At 45.4% G+C, this 21,728-nt stretch carries 20 protein-coding genes; 13 read left to right on the top strand and 7 right to left on the bottom strand.

All coding sequences use genetic code 11. The annotated features are described in order from the left end of the window. The first annotated feature begins 377 nt into the window (after positions 1-377). The 4 genes from LS482_RS02555 to LS482_RS02570 all read left to right on the top strand — a co-directional run bounded on the left by LS482_RS02555 (position 378) and on the right by LS482_RS02570 (position 2,137). A complete protein-coding gene (locus LS482_RS02555; protein WP_233030187.1) occupies positions 378-938 on the top strand; it encodes a helix-turn-helix domain-containing protein in 561 nt (186 codons plus the stop codon). Positions 939-1,035: 97 nt separating this feature from the next. Then, complete coding sequence (locus LS482_RS02560) at positions 1,036-1,272, top strand: hypothetical protein (RefSeq protein WP_233030188.1); 237 nt, start codon at positions 1,036-1,038, stop codon at positions 1,270-1,272. Between the two features lie 324 nt (positions 1,273-1,596). After that, positions 1,597-1,947, top strand: coding sequence for a cupin domain-containing protein (locus LS482_RS02565; protein WP_233030189.1), 351 nt, complete (start codon positions 1,597-1,599; stop codon positions 1,945-1,947). Positions 1,948-1,963: 16 nt separating this feature from the next. Next, positions 1,964-2,137, top strand: coding sequence for a hypothetical protein (locus LS482_RS02570; RefSeq protein WP_233030190.1), 174 nt, complete (start codon positions 1,964-1,966; stop codon positions 2,135-2,137). 13 nt (positions 2,138-2,150) lie between these two features. Here the strand turns inward: LS482_RS02570 and LS482_RS02575 are convergent, their stop codons facing one another. After that, positions 2,151-2,732: a YdeI/OmpD-associated family protein gene (locus tag LS482_RS02575; protein WP_233030191.1), complete on the bottom strand. Its 582-nt coding sequence runs from the start codon at positions 2,730-2,732 to the stop codon at positions 2,151-2,153. 179 nt (positions 2,733-2,911) lie between these two features. Between LS482_RS02575 and LS482_RS02580 the strand changes: the two genes are divergently transcribed. Beyond that, complete coding sequence (locus LS482_RS02580; protein ID WP_233030192.1) at positions 2,912-4,024, top strand: FG-GAP repeat domain-containing protein; 1,113 nt, start codon at positions 2,912-2,914, stop codon at positions 4,022-4,024. Positions 4,025-4,260: 236 nt separating this feature from the next. After that, on the top strand, positions 4,261-4,782 hold the full coding sequence (locus LS482_RS02585; RefSeq protein ID WP_233030193.1) for an O-acetyl-ADP-ribose deacetylase: 522 nt from the start codon (positions 4,261-4,263) through the stop codon (positions 4,780-4,782). Between the two features lie 78 nt (positions 4,783-4,860). Here the strand turns inward: LS482_RS02585 and LS482_RS02590 are convergent, their stop codons facing one another. After that, a complete protein-coding gene (locus LS482_RS02590) occupies positions 4,861-5,238 on the bottom strand; it encodes a winged helix-turn-helix transcriptional regulator (protein ID WP_233030194.1) in 378 nt (125 codons plus the stop codon). A 104-nt stretch (positions 5,239-5,342) separates the two neighbouring features. On the opposite strand from LS482_RS02590, the gene LS482_RS02595 reads away from it, so the two are divergent. From LS482_RS02595 to LS482_RS02615, 5 genes are all read left to right on the top strand, one after another. After that, complete coding sequence (locus LS482_RS02595) at positions 5,343-5,888, top strand: NAD(P)H-dependent oxidoreductase (protein ID WP_233030195.1); 546 nt, start codon at positions 5,343-5,345, stop codon at positions 5,886-5,888. 209 nt (positions 5,889-6,097) lie between these two features. Further along, on the top strand, positions 6,098-9,001 hold the full coding sequence (locus tag LS482_RS02600) for a TonB-dependent receptor (protein ID WP_233030196.1): 2,904 nt from the start codon (positions 6,098-6,100) through the stop codon (positions 8,999-9,001). A 1,089-nt stretch (positions 9,002-10,090) separates the two neighbouring features. Beyond that, on the top strand, positions 10,091-12,103 hold the full coding sequence (uvrB, locus tag LS482_RS02605; protein ID WP_233030197.1) for an excinuclease ABC subunit UvrB: 2,013 nt from the start codon (positions 10,091-10,093) through the stop codon (positions 12,101-12,103). Positions 12,104-12,256: 153 nt separating this feature from the next. Next, positions 12,257-13,264: a formylglycine-generating enzyme family protein gene (locus LS482_RS02610; RefSeq protein ID WP_233030198.1), complete on the top strand. Its 1,008-nt coding sequence runs from the start codon at positions 12,257-12,259 to the stop codon at positions 13,262-13,264. Positions 13,265-13,350: 86 nt separating this feature from the next. After that, the gene (locus LS482_RS02615) at positions 13,351-14,673 is read left to right on the top strand and encodes a Gfo/Idh/MocA family protein (protein ID WP_233030199.1); all 1,323 of its coding nucleotides are present in this window, start codon (positions 13,351-13,353) and stop codon (positions 14,671-14,673) included. 17 nt (positions 14,674-14,690) lie between these two features. Here LS482_RS02615 and LS482_RS02620 read toward each other — a convergent pair whose 3' ends face one another. The 4 genes from LS482_RS02620 to LS482_RS02635 form a co-directional block, all read right to left on the bottom strand. Next, complete coding sequence (locus tag LS482_RS02620) at positions 14,691-15,851, bottom strand: serine hydrolase (protein ID WP_233030200.1); 1,161 nt, start codon at positions 15,849-15,851, stop codon at positions 14,691-14,693. A 141-nt stretch (positions 15,852-15,992) separates the two neighbouring features. Continuing rightward, positions 15,993-16,529 carry a thioredoxin family protein gene (locus LS482_RS02625; RefSeq protein ID WP_437441006.1) on the bottom strand — a complete coding sequence of 179 codons (537 nt, stop codon included), beginning with the start codon at positions 16,527-16,529 and terminating at the stop codon, positions 15,993-15,995. A gap of 35 nt (positions 16,530-16,564) precedes the next feature. Next, entirely contained in the window at positions 16,565-18,022 is a 1,458-nt protein-coding gene (locus LS482_RS02630; protein WP_233030201.1) for a pyridoxal phosphate-dependent decarboxylase family protein, read from the bottom strand. A 51-nt stretch (positions 18,023-18,073) separates the two neighbouring features. After that, complete coding sequence (locus LS482_RS02635) at positions 18,074-18,526, bottom strand: DoxX family protein (RefSeq protein ID WP_233030202.1); 453 nt, start codon at positions 18,524-18,526, stop codon at positions 18,074-18,076. A gap of 81 nt (positions 18,527-18,607) precedes the next feature. Here LS482_RS02635 and pdxR point away from each other — a divergent pair, with 81 nt between their 5' ends. Further along, entirely contained in the window at positions 18,608-20,080 is a 1,473-nt protein-coding gene (gene pdxR / locus LS482_RS02640; RefSeq protein ID WP_233030203.1) for a MocR-like pyridoxine biosynthesis transcription factor PdxR, read from the top strand. A gap of 7 nt (positions 20,081-20,087) precedes the next feature. Here the strand turns inward: pdxR and LS482_RS02645 are convergent, their stop codons facing one another. Further along, positions 20,088-20,489, bottom strand: coding sequence for a DUF2784 family protein (locus LS482_RS02645; RefSeq protein WP_233030204.1), 402 nt, complete (start codon positions 20,487-20,489; stop codon positions 20,088-20,090). 81 nt (positions 20,490-20,570) lie between these two features. Here LS482_RS02645 and LS482_RS02650 point away from each other — a divergent pair, with 81 nt between their 5' ends. Then, positions 20,571-21,659, top strand: a complete 1,089-nt coding sequence (locus LS482_RS02650) for an AI-2E family transporter (RefSeq protein WP_233030205.1) — start codon at positions 20,571-20,573, stop codon at positions 21,657-21,659. The last annotated feature ends 69 nt before the right edge of the window (positions 21,660-21,728 follow it).

The following is a 21,728-nucleotide window of genomic DNA, read 5'->3' on the forward strand; positions in this document are numbered from 1 at the left end:
AAAAGTCCCGCGAACCCGCCCGTTAATGGTCAGCCCAACAACTCACGGGTTCCCCAAACAATATATTGCAACGGCCTTTTCGTATACGCCTCCCGGCATGGATCGCCGGAAACGATTTATCATATCCAAAGCCGGGAATCCCGCGGATAATTCGTATATTAAACCTTCTGCCTCAGCGACTGCTTAGTATACTTTCCCTGAAAGATACATGGAAAAAACAGGGCACCGATGACAGGAATAGCGTAGCTTTATACCGTACAGCCCTTTAAACGATTAAAACCCCGGTCGGTTTTTTGAAGATCATATATTACGGCCTCTTAAACCGTCTCCAAACGGGCGGATTCCGGTAAAATGCGTGATCCAGGTTACTTTTGCTTATGAAACTATATATCAAATACATGGTAAGTTTAAGGTGCAAGCTCCTCGTTAAGCAGGAGCTGGAAAAACTCGGATTCTACCATAGCATTATTGAACTTGGCATGATTGAAATCAAGGAAGATATCACTGATACCCAAAAACAGGAACTGAAATTAAACCTGGCCGCGTCGGGGCTGGAATTGCTGGATGACAAAAAAAGCATTATTGTCGATAAAATAAAAAGTGTTATCATAGAAATGATACACTATGCCGAAGAAATCCCCATGGGAAACTATTCTGATTACATCAGTGAAAAGCTCGGCTATAATTACATCTATTTGTCCAATCTGTTTTCAGAGGTCAAAGGCATAACCATACAGCATTTTATCATTAAGCACAAAATAGAAAAAGCAAAAGAGCTTATACTTTACGACGAATTAAACCTTACCGAAATCTCATATAGGTTACATTACAGCAGTGTTGCCCACCTCTCTAACCAATTCAAGAAAGTAACCGGGCATTCCCCTTCGTTTTATAAAAAACTGGGTGAAAAAAGAAAGGATACCCTGGAAAACCTGTGACATCTGTAAGCTTCCGTTTTAGTTATGTAACATATTGTATTGTATTAATGTCATCTTTGTATTAGTACAATGAAGTACACGTTAAAATTACAGTATCATGGAAAACAGGAATAAACAAGAAGAGAAAAAAACGAGCGAACTTTTTAAAGTTCAAGGCGATTGGGCAAAACAATCCAATGCTTTAAAAGAAAAATATCCGAAACTTACCAGTGAAGATGTAAAGTTTGAAACCGGTAAAGAAACGGATTTGTTCAAAAGACTCGAAACCCGGTTAGAAAAAAACCGCAATGAAGTTATTGGCATCTTAAAAACAAACCATCAGGCTTGTTCTTAATATTACCGGAGTCAGTTAAAATCTAACTCACCTGAAAAGAGCAGTAATTCAACAAACTGTTCTTTTCTTGTTTTACGCAACCTGTGATATATGCAAATTATAATGGTAGTTCTGTAACACAGGCTATGTTATTCACCTTAACTTTCCTGAAAAGATAAATTAACAATTTAATACCGAAAATCATGTCAAAAGAGAAAAAAGACAAACAGAAAAACAGTAAGACTCCTGCCTCAAAAACAGCAAAAGAAAAAAAACAGGCCAAGGCAGAGAAGAAAAAAATTAAAAAGTACGAATAGACCATATTCAACAAAAAGGTACGGGGCCATGAAAAATCAGGAATTTAAAAAATTAATCGCTTTCAGAATTAAGGATAAACTGGAATATGTATCAAACACCATAGTTACAAAGCATATTCTGAATGAAAAGACCGGAAATATCATGGCCCTGGCCATAGACTATGGCAAAGTTTATATCCCCAGGGCAACACCGTTTTCAACGTTTATCCAGGTTATTGAAGGAGAAGCCGAAGTTGTTATTAATGAACAATCGACCTATTTACAAAACGGCGATTGTATAATAATTCCGGGACACACACCCCATACCATAGAAGCCAATCGAAGGTTTAAAATGCTTTCGATTATTCTGAAAAGCGGTTATGACGAATTAGAGGTATAACCTAAAAATAAAAGTCATGAGCAATTTATTTAAAACAGGAGATGTGGTCTGCGCCAAAGCAGACCCGGCACACCCCCTGGTAGTCAGGGTCTTTGCAAGAGGAGTATACTATTGCGATGTAAAGAATCACCCTGAAGAAAAGGAACAGGTTTACTTCGAAAGGGAAATAACGGTTTTTAACAGGCCATAAGCACTTTTATATTTTATCTTAATGGTCCGGGTTTGAGCTTTTGCCCCGCACTTTCCACTATTTCCCGGATACGCTTTTGCCTGGTCGCTTCCCGTTTTGCAAGCACAAGCCACTGCAAAATATGTTTTTTTACGGATTTGCTCAGCCCCAAAAAGAAGTCCTTTGAACCGGGACTGGTCCTGAACGCTTCCTCCAGATCATCGGGAATGATAAGCGCCTCTACCGTATCCAAAATGGTCCAGGAACCGTTTTGTTTTGCAACTGCTATGCTTTTCAGGCCCGCTTCGGTCATACGCCCTTCTTCAATAAGTTTTTGAACTTTTTCCTTATTCACTTTTGACCAGGTACTAACAGCTTTTCGCCTGCTGAAAAACTGCATGTATTTTTCGTCGTCAATAGGCTTTGCTTTACTATCGATCCAGCCAAAACAAAGGGCCTCGTCAACGGCATCACTCCAGGAGATCGTAGGTATGCCCGATTTCTTCTTATAACGAATGAGCCAAACCGATTGTTCTTTATCATGGTTTTCCTGTAACCATGCTCTCCATTGCTGTCCATTGGCCGGGTAAAATGATTCAGTAGGTAAATTAATCATAGATCGTACTATTAATGTTCTTAGCAAAAATAAAGCAGGCTTGTGACAACACTATGTCAGGAGTATCAAATTAAGTTAATATCGTTTTTAGCTATGCGGAAAAAGCGCTTAAAAGACAAAAAAGTGCATTAACATATATAACGTATATTTATGGACAAGTTGTAATCCATAAAAAAATAATGACAACCAGGATATTAACACTGACCCTGTTCTTTGCGATTTCCCTTAAAGGAATTTCCCAGGACATAAGCTTTGAAAATTACGACGGATTTTTGTCCATAGGCACACAATCCTACCGAACAGCCTCCATAACCCTTTGCGATATGGACAAGGACGGCGATCCGGATGCATTGGTCGCCAACGGAAGGCATTGGGCCGAACAAAACTATTTGTATTACAACGACGGAAACGGACATTTTAAAACCGCCCGGCCCGTAGGCGATCTTATGGACGCTTCATATGCCATGACAGGTGCCGATTTCAATAACGACGGCTTTATGGACATCGCCGTAGTCAATGACAAAACAGAAAACAACTTGTATTTCGGATCGGCCGGTAATACTTTTACAAAAGGAATTTCTTTTGGAAACCCGACATCGGCATCGCGGGATTTAACGGCTGTTGATATAGACAATGATGGCGATACAGACCTGGTAATAGCCAACCGAAAAGCCGAAAACGAGATCTGCCTGAACGATGGGAACGGCAACTTCGACCATATTATCGTCTTCGGTAAAAATTCCGACCAGACCATTCAGGTTAAAGTAGCCGACATCAATAATGACGGTCTCCCGGACCTGATAACAGCAGAACGGCGGTCAAAAAACAAGATTTACTTCAACGACGGAACACTAAATTTTACCCGGCACATTGCATTCGGGAACGAAGACGACGAAACACGCTCGGTAGACATTGCCGATTTCAATAACGATGGGCTCCCGGACATTGTAACCGGAAACCTGGGGACAAAAAACAGTATTCATTTCGGAAACAAGGAATTGACTTTTACCCGAATATCTTCGTTCGGAGGAGAACGTATGACAGCTTCCATTAAAGCCGCCGACCTGAACCGGGATGGACACCCGGACATTATAGAAGGCAATTCGGAACAACAGAATTATGTGTATTTAGGCAATGCCAACGGCACTTTTGAAGCCATCGGATTAAGAAAGGATTTAAAAGAGGATACGTATCACATAGCAATTGACGATTTAAATAACGACGGATTGCCGGACATCGTCGAGTCCAATTCCGGCGCCTGGAATTTATTTTATCTCACACGTAAAAAGTAGTGCTTTTATCCATCCCTGTTTGAACAAAGCGGGGAACAAGTCCCGAAGTAGCAGAAAATAAAGAGATGAATTAGTAGTCAACAACGTCGGAACAAACCCGCAAGGCATCAATCGGCAAATCCCAAAAAACATTCCGAAGCAAACATCGGAGCATTTTAAAGCTCACATAGTAAGTAAAAGTTGAAAAATAATTAAATTGACAACAATCTGGGACAAACAAGGTGTAATACGGAATTATGCGGAACCATACCCTACAAATTATAAAAGGAGACATCACCAAAATAAAAGCCGATGCCATAGTCAATGCAGCGAATAACTCATTAATGGGTGGCGGGGGTGTTGACGGAGCCATTCACAGGGCCGGAGGGCCGGAAATACTGGAAGACTGTAAAAAAATAGTAGCCCACCGGGGAGAATGCCGGACCGGCGAAGCCGTAGTCACCACCGCAGGGAATTTACCGGCTAAATATGTGATCCATACCGTGGGCCCTGTCTGGAACGGAGGTGAAAAAGGAGAACCGGAGTTACTGTATAATTGCTATCGGAATTCATTAATGCTGGCAAACGGCCATCAGTGTAAAACCATCGCCTTTCCGAACATCAGCACCGGGGTTTACCGGTTTCCCAAACCGCTGGCCGCTGAAATAGCACAAAGATCGGTCAGGGACTTTCTCGAAAACTCCGAACACCAGATCAGTGAAGTTATTATCGTTTGTTTTGATGATGAAAATTATAAGATCAACCGGGAAATGGTGTAAATTTACCCGGCAATAGCACAAAATTGAATATGATCAGGAGTAAAAACAGCCTGAAGAAACAAACCCGTTATAGCACACCTACGCAAGCTCATCAACAAATTCCCCTTTTTCCCGTGCCGTTTGATTACCCCAGGCCGTAACAGCATCCAGGACCGGGACAAAAGTCCTGCCAAAGGGTGTTAGATCATAAACCACCCTGACCGGAGGCTTTTTCCCGTAAACGCTTCTGGATACCAGTCCGTCTTTTTCCAGTTGCTTTAACTGTAAGCTCAACGTCATTTCCGTAATTCCCGGCATCTCCCTGTTGAGTTCACTAAAACGCTTCTTTCCATCTTTAAGATGATAAAGGATAACCGTTTTCCACTTTCCGCCAACCAGGTCCATGGCCATACTCACGGTACAGGGATAAACCTTTCCGTTCAGCTTTACGTAGTCACTTAAACATTCTGTTTTCATCGGCCGCATCTTTTTCAACCTATCCAATCGGATAGTTATTGCAAATGTAATCAGCTAAAGATAGTTTTGCAACTATAATTTTTATAGTAATAAAAAATATAGTTATGGCACTTATCATCTTAGGACATCCCGATTTCGACAAATCGATCGCGAACAAGACCATTGTGGAGGAATTACAACACAGTCACCTGAACATTGAAGTCAGGCACCTTCAAAAACATTACCCCGATTATAAAATAGACGCCGAAGCAGAGCAGAAAACACTGTTAAGGCACAAAACCATTGTTTTTCAATATCCCTTATATTGGTATAATATGCCTGCCATACTCAAACACTGGTTTGACATTGTATTTGAATATCAATTTGCCTTCGGGTCAAAAGGCGACAAGTTAAAAGGCAAGAATTTTATACCGAGTTTTACGATCGGCGGCCCCGAAAGCGATTATAAAACACTCGGCGAACACCATTTCCGTGTGCATGAGTTTTGTAAAAACCTGGAGCAAACCGCCTATTTCTCACAAATGAACTATATAGACCCTTTTTATTTTCACGAAACGTCGCTCACTGCCGGATATACAAAAGAAGAAGTATCGCAAAAAGCCAGGAATGAAGCCAAAAGGTTGATAACCCTTCTGGACCGGTTAAAATAAACACACCGGAAAATAACAACTATTACGGTATTGACCGGGGGCCCCGAAAAAAAGGGCCTTTCCGGTTTAAAATACCTTCGTACAAAATATACGTATTCAATATTAAGCTACGTACACACTTCATAAGATTTCAATTTAACTTTTAAAACATATTTTATTACAATTATTTAACATATTTTTGACATCACTAACACTAAAAATGCTTATCCATGAAAAGAATCTTATCAATGCTTAGCCTATGCTTATTTTATTTACATGGCTTTTCCCAGGAACTTACGGTTTCCGGGAAAGTAACGGACGATTCCGGCGAGCCCCTTATCGGGGTTTCCATCGCCGTTAAAGGGACTACCCAGGGAACTACTACAGATTTTGACGGGAACTACGCCATTGACGCCAGCGTCGGTGACGTGCTCATTTTTTCCTACATCGGTTTTGACAGTAAACAGGTAACCGTCAGTTCTGCCGACCTGGACGTACAACTCGAATCGGGAGTCGCGCTCGAAAACGTGGTTGTAGTAGGCTCCAGGAACCCGGCAAGGACAGCCACCGAAACCGCGGTGCCTGTGGACGTGATCGATGTAAAGGAACTGATGTCACAGGGCCCGCAGGTCAACCTGAACCAGATACTCAACTATGTGGCCCCTTCGTTTTCCTCCAACACACAAACCATATCTGACGGAACAGACCACGTAGACCCGGCATCACTCCGCGGACTGGGGCCGGACCAGGTACTGGTACTTATTAACGGAAAACGAAGGCACACCTCTTCCCTTATCAACGTCAATGGGACCTTCGGACGGGGAAATGTAGGTACCGACCTCAACGCCATACCTGCTGCCGCCATACAGCGTATAGAAGTACTCCGCGACGGGGCAGCCGCACAATACGGCTCCGATGCCATTGCCGGGGTTATTAACATTGTGCTCAACAGGAATGTCAACGAACTCACCGTAACTGCCACTACCGGGGCTAATTTCTCCAAAAATGCCGAAGAGCAGACCGGAGGTGTGGACGGTGCCTCCACAAATATCAGCGCCAACTACGGATTGCCCCTGGGGGACAATGGCGGCTTTATCAATTTTACCGGGGATTTCGATTACCGCGACGACTACAACCGGATGAAAGAATGGGAAGGCAGTATTTTCAACGCCTATAATTCCATTGAAAACGTTGCCAATGCTAACGGATACGACATCAGCAACCTTTTTACCGACGTAGATGCCATAAAACAGTACGGCGCTCAGGTTTCTCATTTCTCCCCGGAGTTGCAAAACCAGATTGCCGGCGCCAATAACATTGAACAGTTGCAGGACATATTGGGAACCGATGTAACCGAGGCAGAACTGGCCGCCCGTGGCATGCAACGCACGGACTTTAACATGAGAGTGGGACAGTCTGCCCTGCGCGGCGGAAGGTTTATGGCCAATTTCTCCCTACCGCTGGACGACAATGGTACCGAGCTCTATTCCTTTGCCGGGATCAGCTCAAGGGCAGGGAACTCGGCCGGGTTCTACCGGTTACCCAACCAGTCCAGGACTTATACTCCGGCTTACATCAACGGTTTTCTCCCGGAGATCAATTCCAAGATCAAGGACCGCTCTTTATCCGTAGGGATCAAGGGAAAAATAAACAACTGGAACGTAGACTTCAGCAATACGTACGGAAAAAATTCATTTGATTATGAAATCTCCAACACTTCCAATGCTTCCATGCTGAATTCCTCCCCTACCCGTTTTGATGCCGGGGGATTTGCCTTTGCACAAAACACTACCAACCTGGATATTAACCGCTTTTTTGACGATGTCTTTGCCGGGCTGAACATCGCTTTCGGGGCGGAACACCGTTTTGAAAAATATGAGATCCTGGCAGGGGAGCTGGCATCTTATGCTCAGTATGATGTTAACGGAATGCCCATTACCACAGATGCACAGCAACCCCGGACGGACTTCTTCGGTGCCCCGAGGCCGGGAGGGTCACAGGTATTCCCGGGCTTCAGCGAAACCAATGCCCTTGCCCGTGACCGGACCAGTATAGGCGGCTATTTCGATATCGAAGCCGACTTTACGGAAAGGTTCCTGGCCAGCTTTGCCACCAGGTTCGAAAACTATTCCGATTTCGGGTCCACCATCAACTTTAAGGTGGCCACCAGGGTAAAAGCCACGGAAAACCTCAACCTCAGGGCGGCACTAAACACCGGTTTCCGCGCACCTTCCCTGCACCAGTTGTATTTTAATTCCACTTCCACGGTATTTGATAACCAGGGAAACCCACAGGAAGTCGGGACCTTCTCCAATGACAGTCGTGTTGCCAAATTACTCGGTATTCCCGACCTGAAGGAAGAAACCTCCAAAAGCGTAAGTGTAGGTTTTACGGCAAAACTCCCCGAAGCCAATATCTCCATCACCGTAGACGGTTATTTTGTGGCCATCGACGACCGCATTGTATATACCGGACAGTTCCAACCGGGAGACAATGAGGAATTGCAGGTACTCTTCAACCAGGCCAACGCCTCCAGGGCAGCGTTCTTTGCCAACGCCATAGATACCGAATCCAAAGGACTGGACATGGTGATCACCCATAAGGCCTACCTGAGTGATAAAGTACAACTGAAAAATGACCTTTCTGCCACATTATCACAAACCCGAAGGGTAGGCAACATCAAGGCCTCTCCCGTGCTGGAAGAAGCAGGACTGGTAGAGACCTACTTCCCCGAAGAAAGCCGCATCTATCTTGAAGAAGCCGTACCGAGGACAAAGGTCAACCTGACCAACAGCCTGACTACGGACAAATTCAATGTATTTCTGAGAAACGTATTCTTCGGAGAGGTCACCGAGGCTACCAATGTTATAGAAAACCAGCAAGTATTCGGCACCAAAATAGTAACCGACCTTTCGTTCGGCTACCAATTTACGGATGCACTGACCCTAACCGTAGGCGCGAACAACCTGTTTGACATCTATCCCGACAGGGCCTTTACGGGAGATTCACAACCCGATGTGGACGGAATCCAGAACAACAGGAGCGACGGCCGGTTCGACTGGTCAAGAAGGGCACAGCAATTCGGAATAGGAGGACGCTTCCTTTTCGCAAGATTGAGTTTCGTGCTAAAATAAACCACGCTGGACTGCAAGTCCAGAGGTTTAGGAAAGCAATGAAATTGCCATAGTTATTGGTTATTGAGTTATTTAGTCAATACGCAGCAACTCAATAACCTAATAACTCAATAACCAAAGGATATACAAAAATTTATAGAAACTAAAGTAACTACAATAATCCCGATAACCATCGGGAGCAGGGTTTTAACCTTTAACTTGATAATAAAACAAGATAACAGGCAACCGGATCGTATAACCGGTTGCCCGTTTTTATAACATCCGAATGTTAAAATTTATTTTTTTTGTGTATCACAACAATACATGGTAATTTTTCACGTTACCATTACATGATGCGTATATAAGCAAGACTTAATCATCAATATGCGCATTTCATAGTTTTTAACAAGTTCTCATTTTTCAGAGATTGTGTTTGATTTAGCCCCAAACTTCCACCTACTCCGGTGGGAGTTTTTTTATGGCCTGATTTTACCCGAAATCCCCGGTTATGGATCATCCCTAAAAGTTGTAGACATTGTTGGAATTCAGACGTATGACAGCAGGACATAATACGAAATAGTTCCTTTTTGTTACAGTGTTTGTATTCGTTTCAATTGAAGGGCCAAAACCCTGCTCCCGATCCCGATAGATTCGGGATAATGGAGATTATTGCAGTTCTTGAGTAGTGTAAAAAAATTATAGTCTTGTTATTATTGAGTTCATGCGTGCTGCCTAAATAACTGAATAACTAAAGCGTAATTTCATAGCCTGCCCAAACCGCTGTACCTTTCAGTACAGCATGCTTTGTTTTTTTGTAAATGAAGGAAGGCAGGAAGCCGGAAACGATCCCGGATTTACAATGTATCAACCTCACATACAACATTCAACCCCAAAAAACATTCGTGTATCCGTGGCAAAACCAAAACCAAAAACTTACAACAAGTAAAAATCCAATAACCTTTGATCCTTATCCGGCTACCTCCCATTACTAAAGTCAAACTATCCCCAGGACTTTTCAGATTGATCCCGGATGATCCCCACTGAAAAAATCCCGCTTTTACTTCTGATTTCGAAGGCCGGATTTCCGACTTTGTTCGTTATCTTTACAACATGAAATTCCATGTAAAATCAGATTTTAAACCCACGGGAGACCAGCCTGAGGCCATACGCCAACTGGTTTCCGGAATTACTAAAGACGAAAGGTACCAGACGCTCCTCGGGGTAACCGGGTCGGGAAAGACCTTTTCCATTGCCAATGTCATTGAAGAAGTGCAACGCCCCACCCTGGTCTTGGCCCATAACAAGACACTGGCCGCACAGCTCTATTCGGAATTCAAACAGTTCTTCCCCGATAACGCCATAGAGTATTTCGTATCCTATTACGATTATTACCAGCCCGAAGCCTATATCCCCGTAACGGGAACCTATATAGAAAAAGACCTTTCCATCAATGATGAAATAGAAAAGCTCAGGCTCAGCACCACTTCCTCTCTGCTCTCCGGAAGAAGGGATGTTCTGGTTGTAGCCTCGGTATCCTGCCTCTACGGCATAGGAAACCCTACGGAATTCAGGAAGAACGTCATTCCCATTGAACGCGACCAGGTGATCTCCCGGACCAGGTTCCTGCATCAACTGGTACAAAGCCTCTATTCCAGGACAACAGGAGATTTCCTTCACGGCACCTTCCGGATCAAGGGAGATACGGTGGACGTATTTCCCGGTTATGCCGACAATGCCTTTCGCATCCACTTCTTCGGGGATGAAATAGAAGACATCGAAGCCTTCGACCCGCAGACCAATCAGATCCAGGAAAAATACGAGAAACTGAACATTTACCCGGCCAATATATTCGTGACCTCCCCGGACGTATTGCAAAATGCCATCAAACAGATCCAGGACGACCTGGTAAAACAGGTCGACTATTTCAGGGAAACCGGGAAGCAGCTCGAAGCGAAACGCCTTGAAGAACGCACGAATTTTGACCTGGAAATGATCCGCGAACTGGGATACTGTTCGGGAATAGAAAATTACTCCCGTTACCTCGACGGCCGCGAAGCCGGGACAAGGCCCTTCTGCCTGCTCGACTATTTCCCGGACGATTACCTCATGGTGGTGGACGAAAGCCACGTGACCATCCCCCAGGTACATGCCATGTACGGTGGTGACCGTTCCCGGAAGGAAAACCTGGTGGAATACGGTTTTCGTCTCCCCGCTGCAATGGACAACCGCCCGCTGAAATTCGAAGAGTTCGAAGCCCTCCAGAACCAGGTAATCTATGTAAGTGCCACCCCGGCCGACTACGAACTGCAAAAAAGTGACGGGATCTATGTGGAACAGGTCATCCGTCCCACAGGCCTGCTCGACCCGGAAATTGAAGTGCGCCCCAGCCAGAACCAGATCGATGACCTCGTGGAGGAAATACAACTCCGGACAGATAAAGACGAACGCGTACTGGTAACTACCCTCACCAAACGCATGGCCGAGGAACTGACAAAATACCTGAGCAGGATACAGGTACGGTGCCGTTACATTCACAGCGATGTGGACACCCTGGAACGGGTAGAGATCATGCAGGACCTGAGAAAAGGGCTGTTCGACGTACTTATCGGGGTCAACCTGCTCCGGGAAGGACTGGACCTGCCCGAAGTATCCCTCGTCGCCATTCTCGACGCCGACAAGGAAGGGTTTTTACGCAGTGCCCGCTCCCTGACACAGACCGTGGGAAGGGCCGCAAGGAACCTCAACGGAAAAGCCATCATGTATGCCGACAGGATCACGGACAGCATGCAAAAAACCATTGATGAGACCAATTACCGCAGGGAAAAACAAATAAGCTACAATGAAGCCAACAACATCACCCCTACGGCATTGAACAAAAAAATAGACAGTGGCAGCAGCCTGAGCAGAAGTCCGGTTTCGGAATATCATAACAACAACAGGAACAATCATTTACAGGCCGCCGAACCGGAAATGGAATACCGTTCCAAAGACCAGGTGGAAAAAACCATCCGCGAAAAACGCAAAGCCATGGAAAAAGCGGCCAAAGACCTCGATTTTATGCAGGCAGCCGCGCTACGGGATGAAATAAAAGCACTCCAGGAAAAAGTCAAATCCATGCAGTAAATCAAACATTTCGGTATTTTCAGACAAAGATCCGGGTTTGTTATACGACAAACCGGATCTTTTTTTGTTAAATAATGTTAATTCCTGAAAAAAGTGATAATTATTATATAATATTCGAAGATTTTCAGCACAACCCTAACCAACTAAAGCAAAATGTTTCGGAAACGCATATATGCCCTTCTGACCTTTGCCGGGTGTTCTGTCGCATTCCTGACAATAACGGCATGGGCCTCCCGGTTGCAAAAAGACACTTTTGAACCTTATACACAAAAGATCCGGGGCACTTCGGCCGCTTTTGACATGATTCCCATACCGGAAGGAACCTACCGGATGGGAAGTACGGAAGACAACCCTCACCACAAGAAAGACGAAATCCCGCAACACAAGGTAAAAATAGCCCCTTTCTGGATGGGAGCCCATGAGGTCACATGGGACATCTATGAAATGTTCCTGAACAAAGGTTATGAACAATCCGTAAGTGATACGCCGCTCACTGATGAAGTAGATGCGGTTTCCCGTCCCACTACCCCATATCTCGATATGACCTTTGGCATGGGAAAAGAAAACATGCCCGCTATTGGGATGACACAGTACAATGCCATACAATTCTGCAAATGGCTGTATACAAAGACCGGGGTATTCTATCGCCTGCCCACCGAGGCGGAATGGGAGTACGCATGCCGTGCCGGGAGCACGTCTTCCTATTTCTTCGGAAACTCCCCGGAAAAACTTGCCGATTACGCCTGGTATGCAAACAACAGTGACGACAAAACCCATCCCATAGGCCAAAAAAAGCCCAATCCCTGGGGACTGTATGACATTCTCGGGAACGTTATGGAATGGACCGTCGACCAGTATGCCCCCGAAAGCTACACGAAGTATGCCGGAAAAACCGTAAACAATCCCGTTGCAGAAGCCACCGAACTATACCCGCGGGTCATCCGGGGCGGAAGCTACAAAAGTTCTGCAGAAGACCTGCGGTCTGCCAAACGCTTCGCCTCCACCCCGGACTGGAAAAAGATCGACCCGCAAATGCCGAAAAGCAATTGGTGGTTTCCCGAAGCCCCGTTTTTGGGAATACGGGTCGTACGCCCGTTGAACCCGCCTTCGGAAGAAGAAATCATGAACTATTACAACCAGCCCCCCATTGAAGATTATTGATCATAACTAACAACCGGATTTATACAGCATCAACCTGATCTTTTAAACGTTAACGTAAACACTTTACATAAAACAGCACAACACTTATGAAACCATCCCGAAACAATTCACGAAGAGATTTCATGAAAACAGCTACCCTGGCCACGGCCGGGGCTACCGTATTAAGTCCTTTTTCCATTCCCGGAGCATATGCCGCCGGGAGTGATGTTATAAAAATCGCCCTTATAGGCTGCGGCGGCCGGGGAACCGGGGCCACATTCCAGGCCTTTGAAACCGGGCACAACATCAAACTCGTAGCCATGGCCGATGCTTTTAAAGATCGCCTGGAAGACAGTTATTCCAAATTCCTCAGGAAATTCGGAAAAGAAAAAGTGGATGTTCCCGAAGAGCGAAAGTTCATCGGGTTTGACGCGTACAAACATGCCATAAAAGAAGCTGATGTCGTGATCATTGCCACGCCTCCCGGATTCCGTCCCTATCATTTTGAAGAAGCTGTCAGACAGAACAAACAGGTTTTTATGGAAAAGCCTGTGGCCACCGACGCCATCGGTATTCGCAAAGTACTTGCGGTAGCCGAAGAGGCCAGGTCCAAAAAGCTGAATGTAGTAGTCGGTCTGCAAAGAAGATATCAGGACAGCTACGTGGAAACCATAAAAAAAATACACGACGGTGCCATCGGGGATATCGTAGGCGGACAGGTTTTCTGGAACGGCGGCGGTGTCTGGGTAAGAGAGCGCCAGCCCGGGCAAACAGAAATGGAGTACCAGATGCGAAACTGGTATTACTTCAACTGGCTTTGCGGCGATCATATCGTGGAACAGCACGTTCACAACATCGATGTGGCCAACTGGGTTAAAGGAAGCTATCCGGTTAAGGCCGAAGGTACGGGAGGTCGTCTGGTGAGAAAAGGCAAAGACAACGGGGAGATCTTTGACCATCACGTTGTCCTCTTCACCTATGACGACGGTACGGTGATTCACAGTGAATGCCGGCATTTTCCGGGGGTCCACAACCGTGTTGACGAAACTTTCCAGGGAACAAAAGGACGGTGCTTTATGCATGCGGGAAACCACGGAACGTTATGGGATGCCGGCGGCAATGAAATCTATAAGCACAATGGCGAAAACAATCCCAATCCCTACCAGACGGAACACAACGAACTCTTTGCCGCCATTGCAAAAGGGGAATACAAGTTCGCCGATGCTGAAAATGCCGCTAAAAGTACCATGACAGCCATAATGGGCCGGTATGCCACCTATTCCGGGAAGGTCATTAGCTGGGAAGAAGCACTGAATTCGGAAGTAAGCCTTATGCCGGAACAGCTCAACTGGGATGCCAAACCGAGGGTATTACCAAATGAAGACGGGTATTATCCCTATGCCATTCCGGGGAAAACCAAGGTTATTTAAAACAAGCTCCAAACAATTTACTGTTTGACAGCAAGTTCATTCTGATAAATCTGTCTGCCCAACTCGGCCAGAAAGGGCAGGCCGGTTTCTTCATAATCGTATACACCATCGTTAAAAATACCGTTCTCATTGACAAGCACTGTGGCCGTAAGTATAAATTCCACCTTGTTTTTCTTGTCTTTGATATAAGCGCAGTCAGTTAGGGTTCCGTAGGCATACCCTACTTTATTGTATATTTCTATGTTTTCCGGGATTGTGGTAATGGTATCACCATACATAAAAAAGCGGTCGAAACTATCGGGGTACTCCTCCCGGTCATAGCCTGCCTGGCCTGGAGTAGCTTTCATGGCATAAAGAAGGAACTTCCGGTCCCCGTCCTTCAGGTCAAATCTATGTTCTTCCGGGTACTGTTCGGGGAAAATAAGCCTTTTCATGGTATTGTGCAGCGTTTTTACCGGGTAGTAGTTCTTCAGGGAAAAATCCATCGGGCCTTCGGCGAGAGTGCTGTCTTTCATATACCCCTTTCCTTTCATCGTGGCTTTCAGATCAAGCGGTTGCGGTTCTTCGTTATAACTGGAAAATAATTGCACCAGTGTGGTGTCGTTCTTATAAGCCACGATAGGCTTGGTAGCAATATTGGCCGCATCGCTTGTAGAAAGCCGGTGTGACAGTCTGAAAGGAACGAGCCCCTTCTCTTCCATTTTATGGTTGATGTAATCGGTTCCCAAAAACTCAAAAAGGCGGTTAAACGCTACATTATCACTCACCGCAAATATCTTTTTCACTTCCTCTGCTACCGTTGTTTCCACCGTATCTTCCTCCAGGTAAAAACGCGTATTCCGGTCCATCCACTTTTTCTCCTTCAACCTTTCCATGGCCAATATGGCTACCGGAAACTTGACCGTGCTGGCCGGATAAAAATAAACACTGTCATTGGCATGATACGAAAAATCCTCGAAAACCGGCTTACCGGCATCATCATAAGTGATCCGGGAAAAGACGACCTGTACCCCGTGTTTGTCCGGGTGGTCCATCACCTTTCGTATTTTGGTGAGATCGGAAGAAAGTGCAGTCTCCAGGGGAGCTTCCCTCATTTCGGCTGTCCCGGTTTCAGAAGCTTCCTGCTTGCAGGCCGCGAGCAGAACAGCAATAAAAACATAGTGTATATTCCTTAGCATTTCGATAAAAAACCTGTCTTTTTAAGTAAAAATATAAAAATATTTTAACAAAACAGCACCTGTCGAATTAAGAATAAGGAAATCTGCTTCCTGTAAAATAAAAAAAACATTTTATTTTCCAGGACTAAAAACGAACCGTCTTTATCTCGACCCGTCCGAGTACTCTTCCCAGGAAGTGGTCTCATAAATATTATCGCCAAAATACCTGGCAACTTTCAGGAACTTATCAGGCCCCTGGTACCCGGGAACGGGAGACAACAGTTGTTGTTTTTCATTGAGAAAAACCCCCGTAGGATAGCTGAACCTGTTTTGAAGCAATGCCGCCGCCAGTTCGTGGTATCCCCTTTTACCCGACGGAACATATTTGAAGGTTCGCCCGTTGTACTCAATCGCTTCCTTGCCCTCCCCGTCCAGTTTTACCATATAGAATTTATTGCGCATATAAGCGGCCACTTCCGGGTTGGCAAAGGTATTTTTATCCATTTTCTTACACCATCCGCACCAATCTGTATAGACATCCACAAATATTTTTTTGGGAGTATCTTCATTTTCCACCTTTTCGATGGCTTCTTCCCAGTCCAGCCATTTCACGGCCAGTCCTTCTTCCTGGGCAAAGGCCGTAAACATGCCCATGAGCATTAACAAAATAAAGGTCAGTATATATTTTACCCATCCCATTTTTCACTGTTTTAGTGCATAAAGATAAGAAAAAGTTAGTTTTCGCCTGCAATCCGTACAGATGATCTGCCTCCTTCGGAAAGGACTTTGTCCCGGTTCTCTTTTATCATTTCAAGAGCCAGGTCAATTTCCTGCAGATGCGTCCGGAAACTGACCACCGCACAACGTATCCACAATTTTTCGCGTATGGTGGTGGATGAAAGGAACACCCTGCCGTCTTCGTGCAGGGCCCTTATAAATTTTTTATTCCTGCTGTTGTCCGGATCATCCGGTATCCGGAATACGGCCACAGACAGATCGGGTGCCTTGCCGGTTTCAAAGCCCGAATCTCTGGCTTTTTCATAAAAATAACGGCATAACATCAGTTTTTCTTCAAGAGCTGCTTTGAAAGGGGCCAGTCCGTGCAGGTGTAACGGAAGCCACATCCTCAGTCCGCGGAAATGCCTGGACAACTCGGGACCACAATCCGCAGGATCAATCTCGTCCAGTCCGTAGGCATCTTTCATATAGGCCGCCTTATGGGAATTTGATGCCAGCAGTGTATTCCGGTCACGCACCAGTACAACTCCCGATCCGTAGGGTATAAACAGGGTCTTGTGCGGGTCCATCACTACGGAATCGGAGCGTTCCATTCCCTTAAACCTGTTTTCAGCTCCTTCTGCAAGTACAAAGAAACCGCCATAAGCAGCATCGATGTGAAACCACATTTGGTATTTTTCACAGATATCGGCGATCTTGTCCAGCGGGTCTATGGCTCCCGTATCCGTAGTCCCGGCTGTGGCCACCACCAGCAGGGGATTTAATCCCATGTGCCTGTCTTCTTCAATTTGCTTCCGGAGTATTTTTACATCCATCCGGTAATTTTCATCGACAGGAACAGACCTCAACACTGCTTCATACAATCCTGTCATATGCAATGCCTTGTGTATACAATGGTGTACCTGTTCCGTAAAATAGATAACCGATCTCTCCACATTGGATGCATTTATCCCGTAATGATCCCGTACAGCTTTTATGGCGATAAGATTGGCAACAGAGCCTCCTGAAGTTAAATTACCATGCGCCGCTTCCGGATAGCCGACAACGGAAGCCAGCCACCGGATCATCTGGTTCCCGATTTCCACCGCTCCCGGACTGGAATAGGCGATCCCGGCATAACGGTTTACAGCAGCGGCCAGCATATCGGCCACCGCACTTGTCCAGAGTCCGCCACCGGGAATATACCCCATGTGCCTCCCGGAGGCCGAATTGATCCCTACGGCATCCACCTCATTGCCAAGAATGTCCAGAAGCTGTTCAAAAGGTTTTCCTTCCTCTCCTACTTTCATGGATTTAAGCCGGTTTATATTCCCGGTCGTATATCCGGGGGAAACGGGAAGGCTGTCCACAAAATTGTTTATATAAGTATTGGTATCCCGGGAAATATGGTGCCTGGTTTCCATATCCGGTTCGAGCTGCCTGGCAATCTTTTCCAGTTCCTGTATTTTTTTCATGGCCGACATTTTTTAGCGTACATAATTGAATTGAGTTTCTAAATTACAATACTATTTCCTATTCAAATACTCATCTGCACTCCACCTGCCGGACGATGCCACATTAGCAAGCAGGAAAGCCGCCGCACTGTCCACAAAAACACTGTAGTCCAGCGGGTCTTTTATTCCGAATGAATACCCCATTGCCAAAGCAAAAAACAGGGTAAGTACAGCCGCCCCGTAAGCTACGTATCTTACTTTATAACCGATAAGCAGCAGAATACCAAAAGTAGTTTCCAATACGGTGGCCGACACGGCCAGAAAAGGAATCATCCCTGCCGGGGCAAAGGAGTTGACCTGTGCGGTATATTCCAGGAAACCTTCCCACCCGGAAGATTTGCTCCCCCAAAGCCCCAGCCTTGAAAATACGGCGGAAAGAAATGTGGCGGCAAGAGCCAGTCGCAACAGAAAAATCGCCAGGAATAATGGTCTGTTCGTAGTTCTGATGTTTTTTAAAGTTTTCATGACTTGTATCTTTTTACCCAAAAGTATACCTTTACTGGATTATATATTTAATCCAGAATTAATAATTTAACTAATCCAGTTATGGATTTTATCCAGGAACTTATCACCATTGCTCCCGGGGCGGACACCCCCATCTATCTCCAGATCACCAATGCCTTTATCCGTAACATAAGGTCCGGGCATCTGAGAAAAGGACTCAAACTTCCTGGTTCCCGAAAGGTAGCCGGTTTATTAAAAGTAAACCGGATGACCGTGGTAGCCGCCTATGAGGAATTGCAGGTACAGGGATGGATAGAAAAGATCCCAAAAAAGGGTACTTTTGTAAAAAAGGAGCTACCCTTACTCTCTCCGGAACGCATTGCGGAAAACGAGGAAATATACAGCATACCAAAGCGCACACATTTCCGGTTTGACGAAGCCCGTATTTTCCCGATACCATCTTCCGGATTTCCCCCGGAAGGAAAGCTGGTGTTCAACGACGGTTTTCCCGATCTCCGGCTCACCCCAATGGAAGCACTGTTGAGGAATATGAGAAGCCTGTCCCGGAGAACTGTTCATAAAAAATATTTTATGTATGGCGGCTCGCAGGGCACCCGGTTTCTTCGGGAAACCCTCTCGGAATACCTGAGTGATACCCGCGGATTGCCCGTAACCCAGGAAAACATACAGATCACCAAAGGGGCGCAGATGGGGATTTACCTTGCCGCATCCATACTCCTCAAACCCGGTGATGATATTATTGTCGGGGAACCTGGTTTCACCGGGGCAGAATTTGCATTCCGCCGTTTAAATGCGAACATAAACAGGGTTCCGGTTGATCACGAGGGCATAGATGTAGATGCTGTTGAACACCTGTGCAAAACCAAAAAAATACGGTTTGTTTATGTTATTCCGCACCACCATCATCCCACCACCGTTACGCTTACCCCCGAAAGGCGTATGAAGCTGCTGGAGCTGGCCCTGACCCACAAATTTGCCATCCTGGAAGACGATTACGACTATGATTTTCACTACGCCAGCAAGCCCATGATGCCCATAGCCAGCCTGGACCGCAACGGTAGTGTAATTTATATCGGAACGCTCACCAAAACGCTCGCCCCTGCCATTCGTATCGGTTTTATGATCGCTCCCGAAAACTTTATCAGGGCCGCTACACATTTGAGGAAATCCATAGATGTACAGGGGGACAGCCTCGTTGAAAATGCCATTGCCGAACTTTACCGGGAAGGCACCGTTACCAGGCATATTAAAAAATCCGTTAAACTTTACCGGGAACGCAGGGAGCATCTCTGTCAACTTCTCAATGAAGAACTGGGCAACTCCGTATCCTTTAAAGTCCCTGATGGCGGAATGGCGGTCTGGACCACATTCCGCAATACGGACCTCGCGGTCATTTCCCAAAAAGCATATAAAGAGGGTCTCGTTATTCCCGACGGCAGGGAATATGATACTCCTGCCAAAAAATACAATGCCGTACGACTGGGATTTGCTTCTCTCGATTTCAGGGAACAAGAGCAGGCTGTAGCAATACTAAAAGAATTAATCAGTAATTAATTCCCTACTATTTTTTACGAGACAAGCTTCCGTAAAAATTCACCCAGAGCGAGCACCCCAGGGCCAGCACGGTAAACACCGGGGTCAATGTATTTACCAACCCTTCATCCGGGCGCCAACCGGAAATATGTGCTATCAGGAAGGTAATGTAACTTTCCGGCAAATTGCTATAGCCCAACCCGGTTAAGACCCGGTAATGCCAGTCCGTCAGGAAACAATAACCGAAGCCCTTCCAGATCCCCAGAACAATCCAGGAAAACAATGTGACCAGTAAACTGAAAAGATGCCACTTCCGCCATCGGGCAACCAGCCATCCGAAAAGATTGAACAGGATGAGTGCGGTATGAAAAACCAGAAAGAAATAATGGGCCGAATGTAACATGGATACAAGATAAAAGGTTTTGTTCATGCTAACCAGAAAATCATTACATTTACTTTTTGAGATGAAAAAAGGGAATACCCAGACCCCGGAAAACAACAAACGACCGTTATGAACTCAAAGACTATTGCAAATGGTATTCTAAGAGCTGTCGCAATTTTGACAGGGATTACCGTACTGCTGCTCTTCCTGTATAAAATCCGATCGGTAGTGGTATATATCGCCTTCGCCGTGGTCATATCGCTTATCGGCCGGCCAATCGTCCGTTTTTTGAAATACCGGTTAAAATTCAGGAACACTCTCGCTGTTGTAATAACCATGACGCTTCTTGTCGGCATCCTGGCAGGATTGATCGCCATGTTCATTCCACTCCTTGTTCAGCAGGGACAAAACCTCTCCCTCCTGAACATGAATGAACTCCAGAAAAACCTGCAAAACCTTTATCAGGAAGTGAGTGATTATTTTGCGCTCCGCCAAATCGACATTTCACAGACCATACAAGAATCGGATATCCTGTCCAAATTCAGTATTTCGGCCATTCCCGACTTTCTCAACTCACTGGTGGGTACATTGGGAAATTTCAGTATCGGGCTGTTTTCCGTGATCTTCATCTCTTTCTTTTTCCTGAAAGACAGCAGACTCTTTGACGCCTCGGTAATTACCCTGGTGCCCGACGGTAAGGAAGACAAGGCCGAAAGGTCTATGGAAAAGATAAAGAACCTCCTGTCAAGGTATTTTATCGGTCTTGTTTTTCAAATACTTATTCTCTTCATTATTTACACCACGATTTTATTCATTTTCGGCATTCCAAACGCCATTGTCATAGCCTTTCTTTGTGCCCTGCTCAACCTTATCCCATACATAGGTCCGCTTATCGGCGGATTCCTTATGATAGTGCTGACCATGACCAGTAACCTCGGCGCGGATTTCAGCAATGTGATCCTCCCTAAAACCATTTATGTCCTCATAGGTTTTGTTATCGGTCAGCTCATTGATAATTTCTTCAGCCAGCCCTTTATTTTTTCCAGCAGTGTCAAATCGCACCCCCTGGAGATCTTCCTCGTTATCATTATAGGCGGACTGCTTTTCGGGGTAACCGGAATGATCGTAGCCGTACCTGCATACACCGCCATAAAAGTGGTTTTAAAGGAATTTCTGGCGGAAAACAAGATTGTAAAATCGCTTACCAAAAATTTATAGTATCACTTTGAATAAAAACATATTAAATACTGGTGTACAAGAATTTATATTTAAAAATAAAGATACTGA

Source organism: Sinomicrobium kalidii, from assembly GCF_021183825.1.
GTDB classification, from domain to species: domain Bacteria; phylum Bacteroidota; class Bacteroidia; order Flavobacteriales; family Flavobacteriaceae; genus Sinomicrobium; species Sinomicrobium kalidii.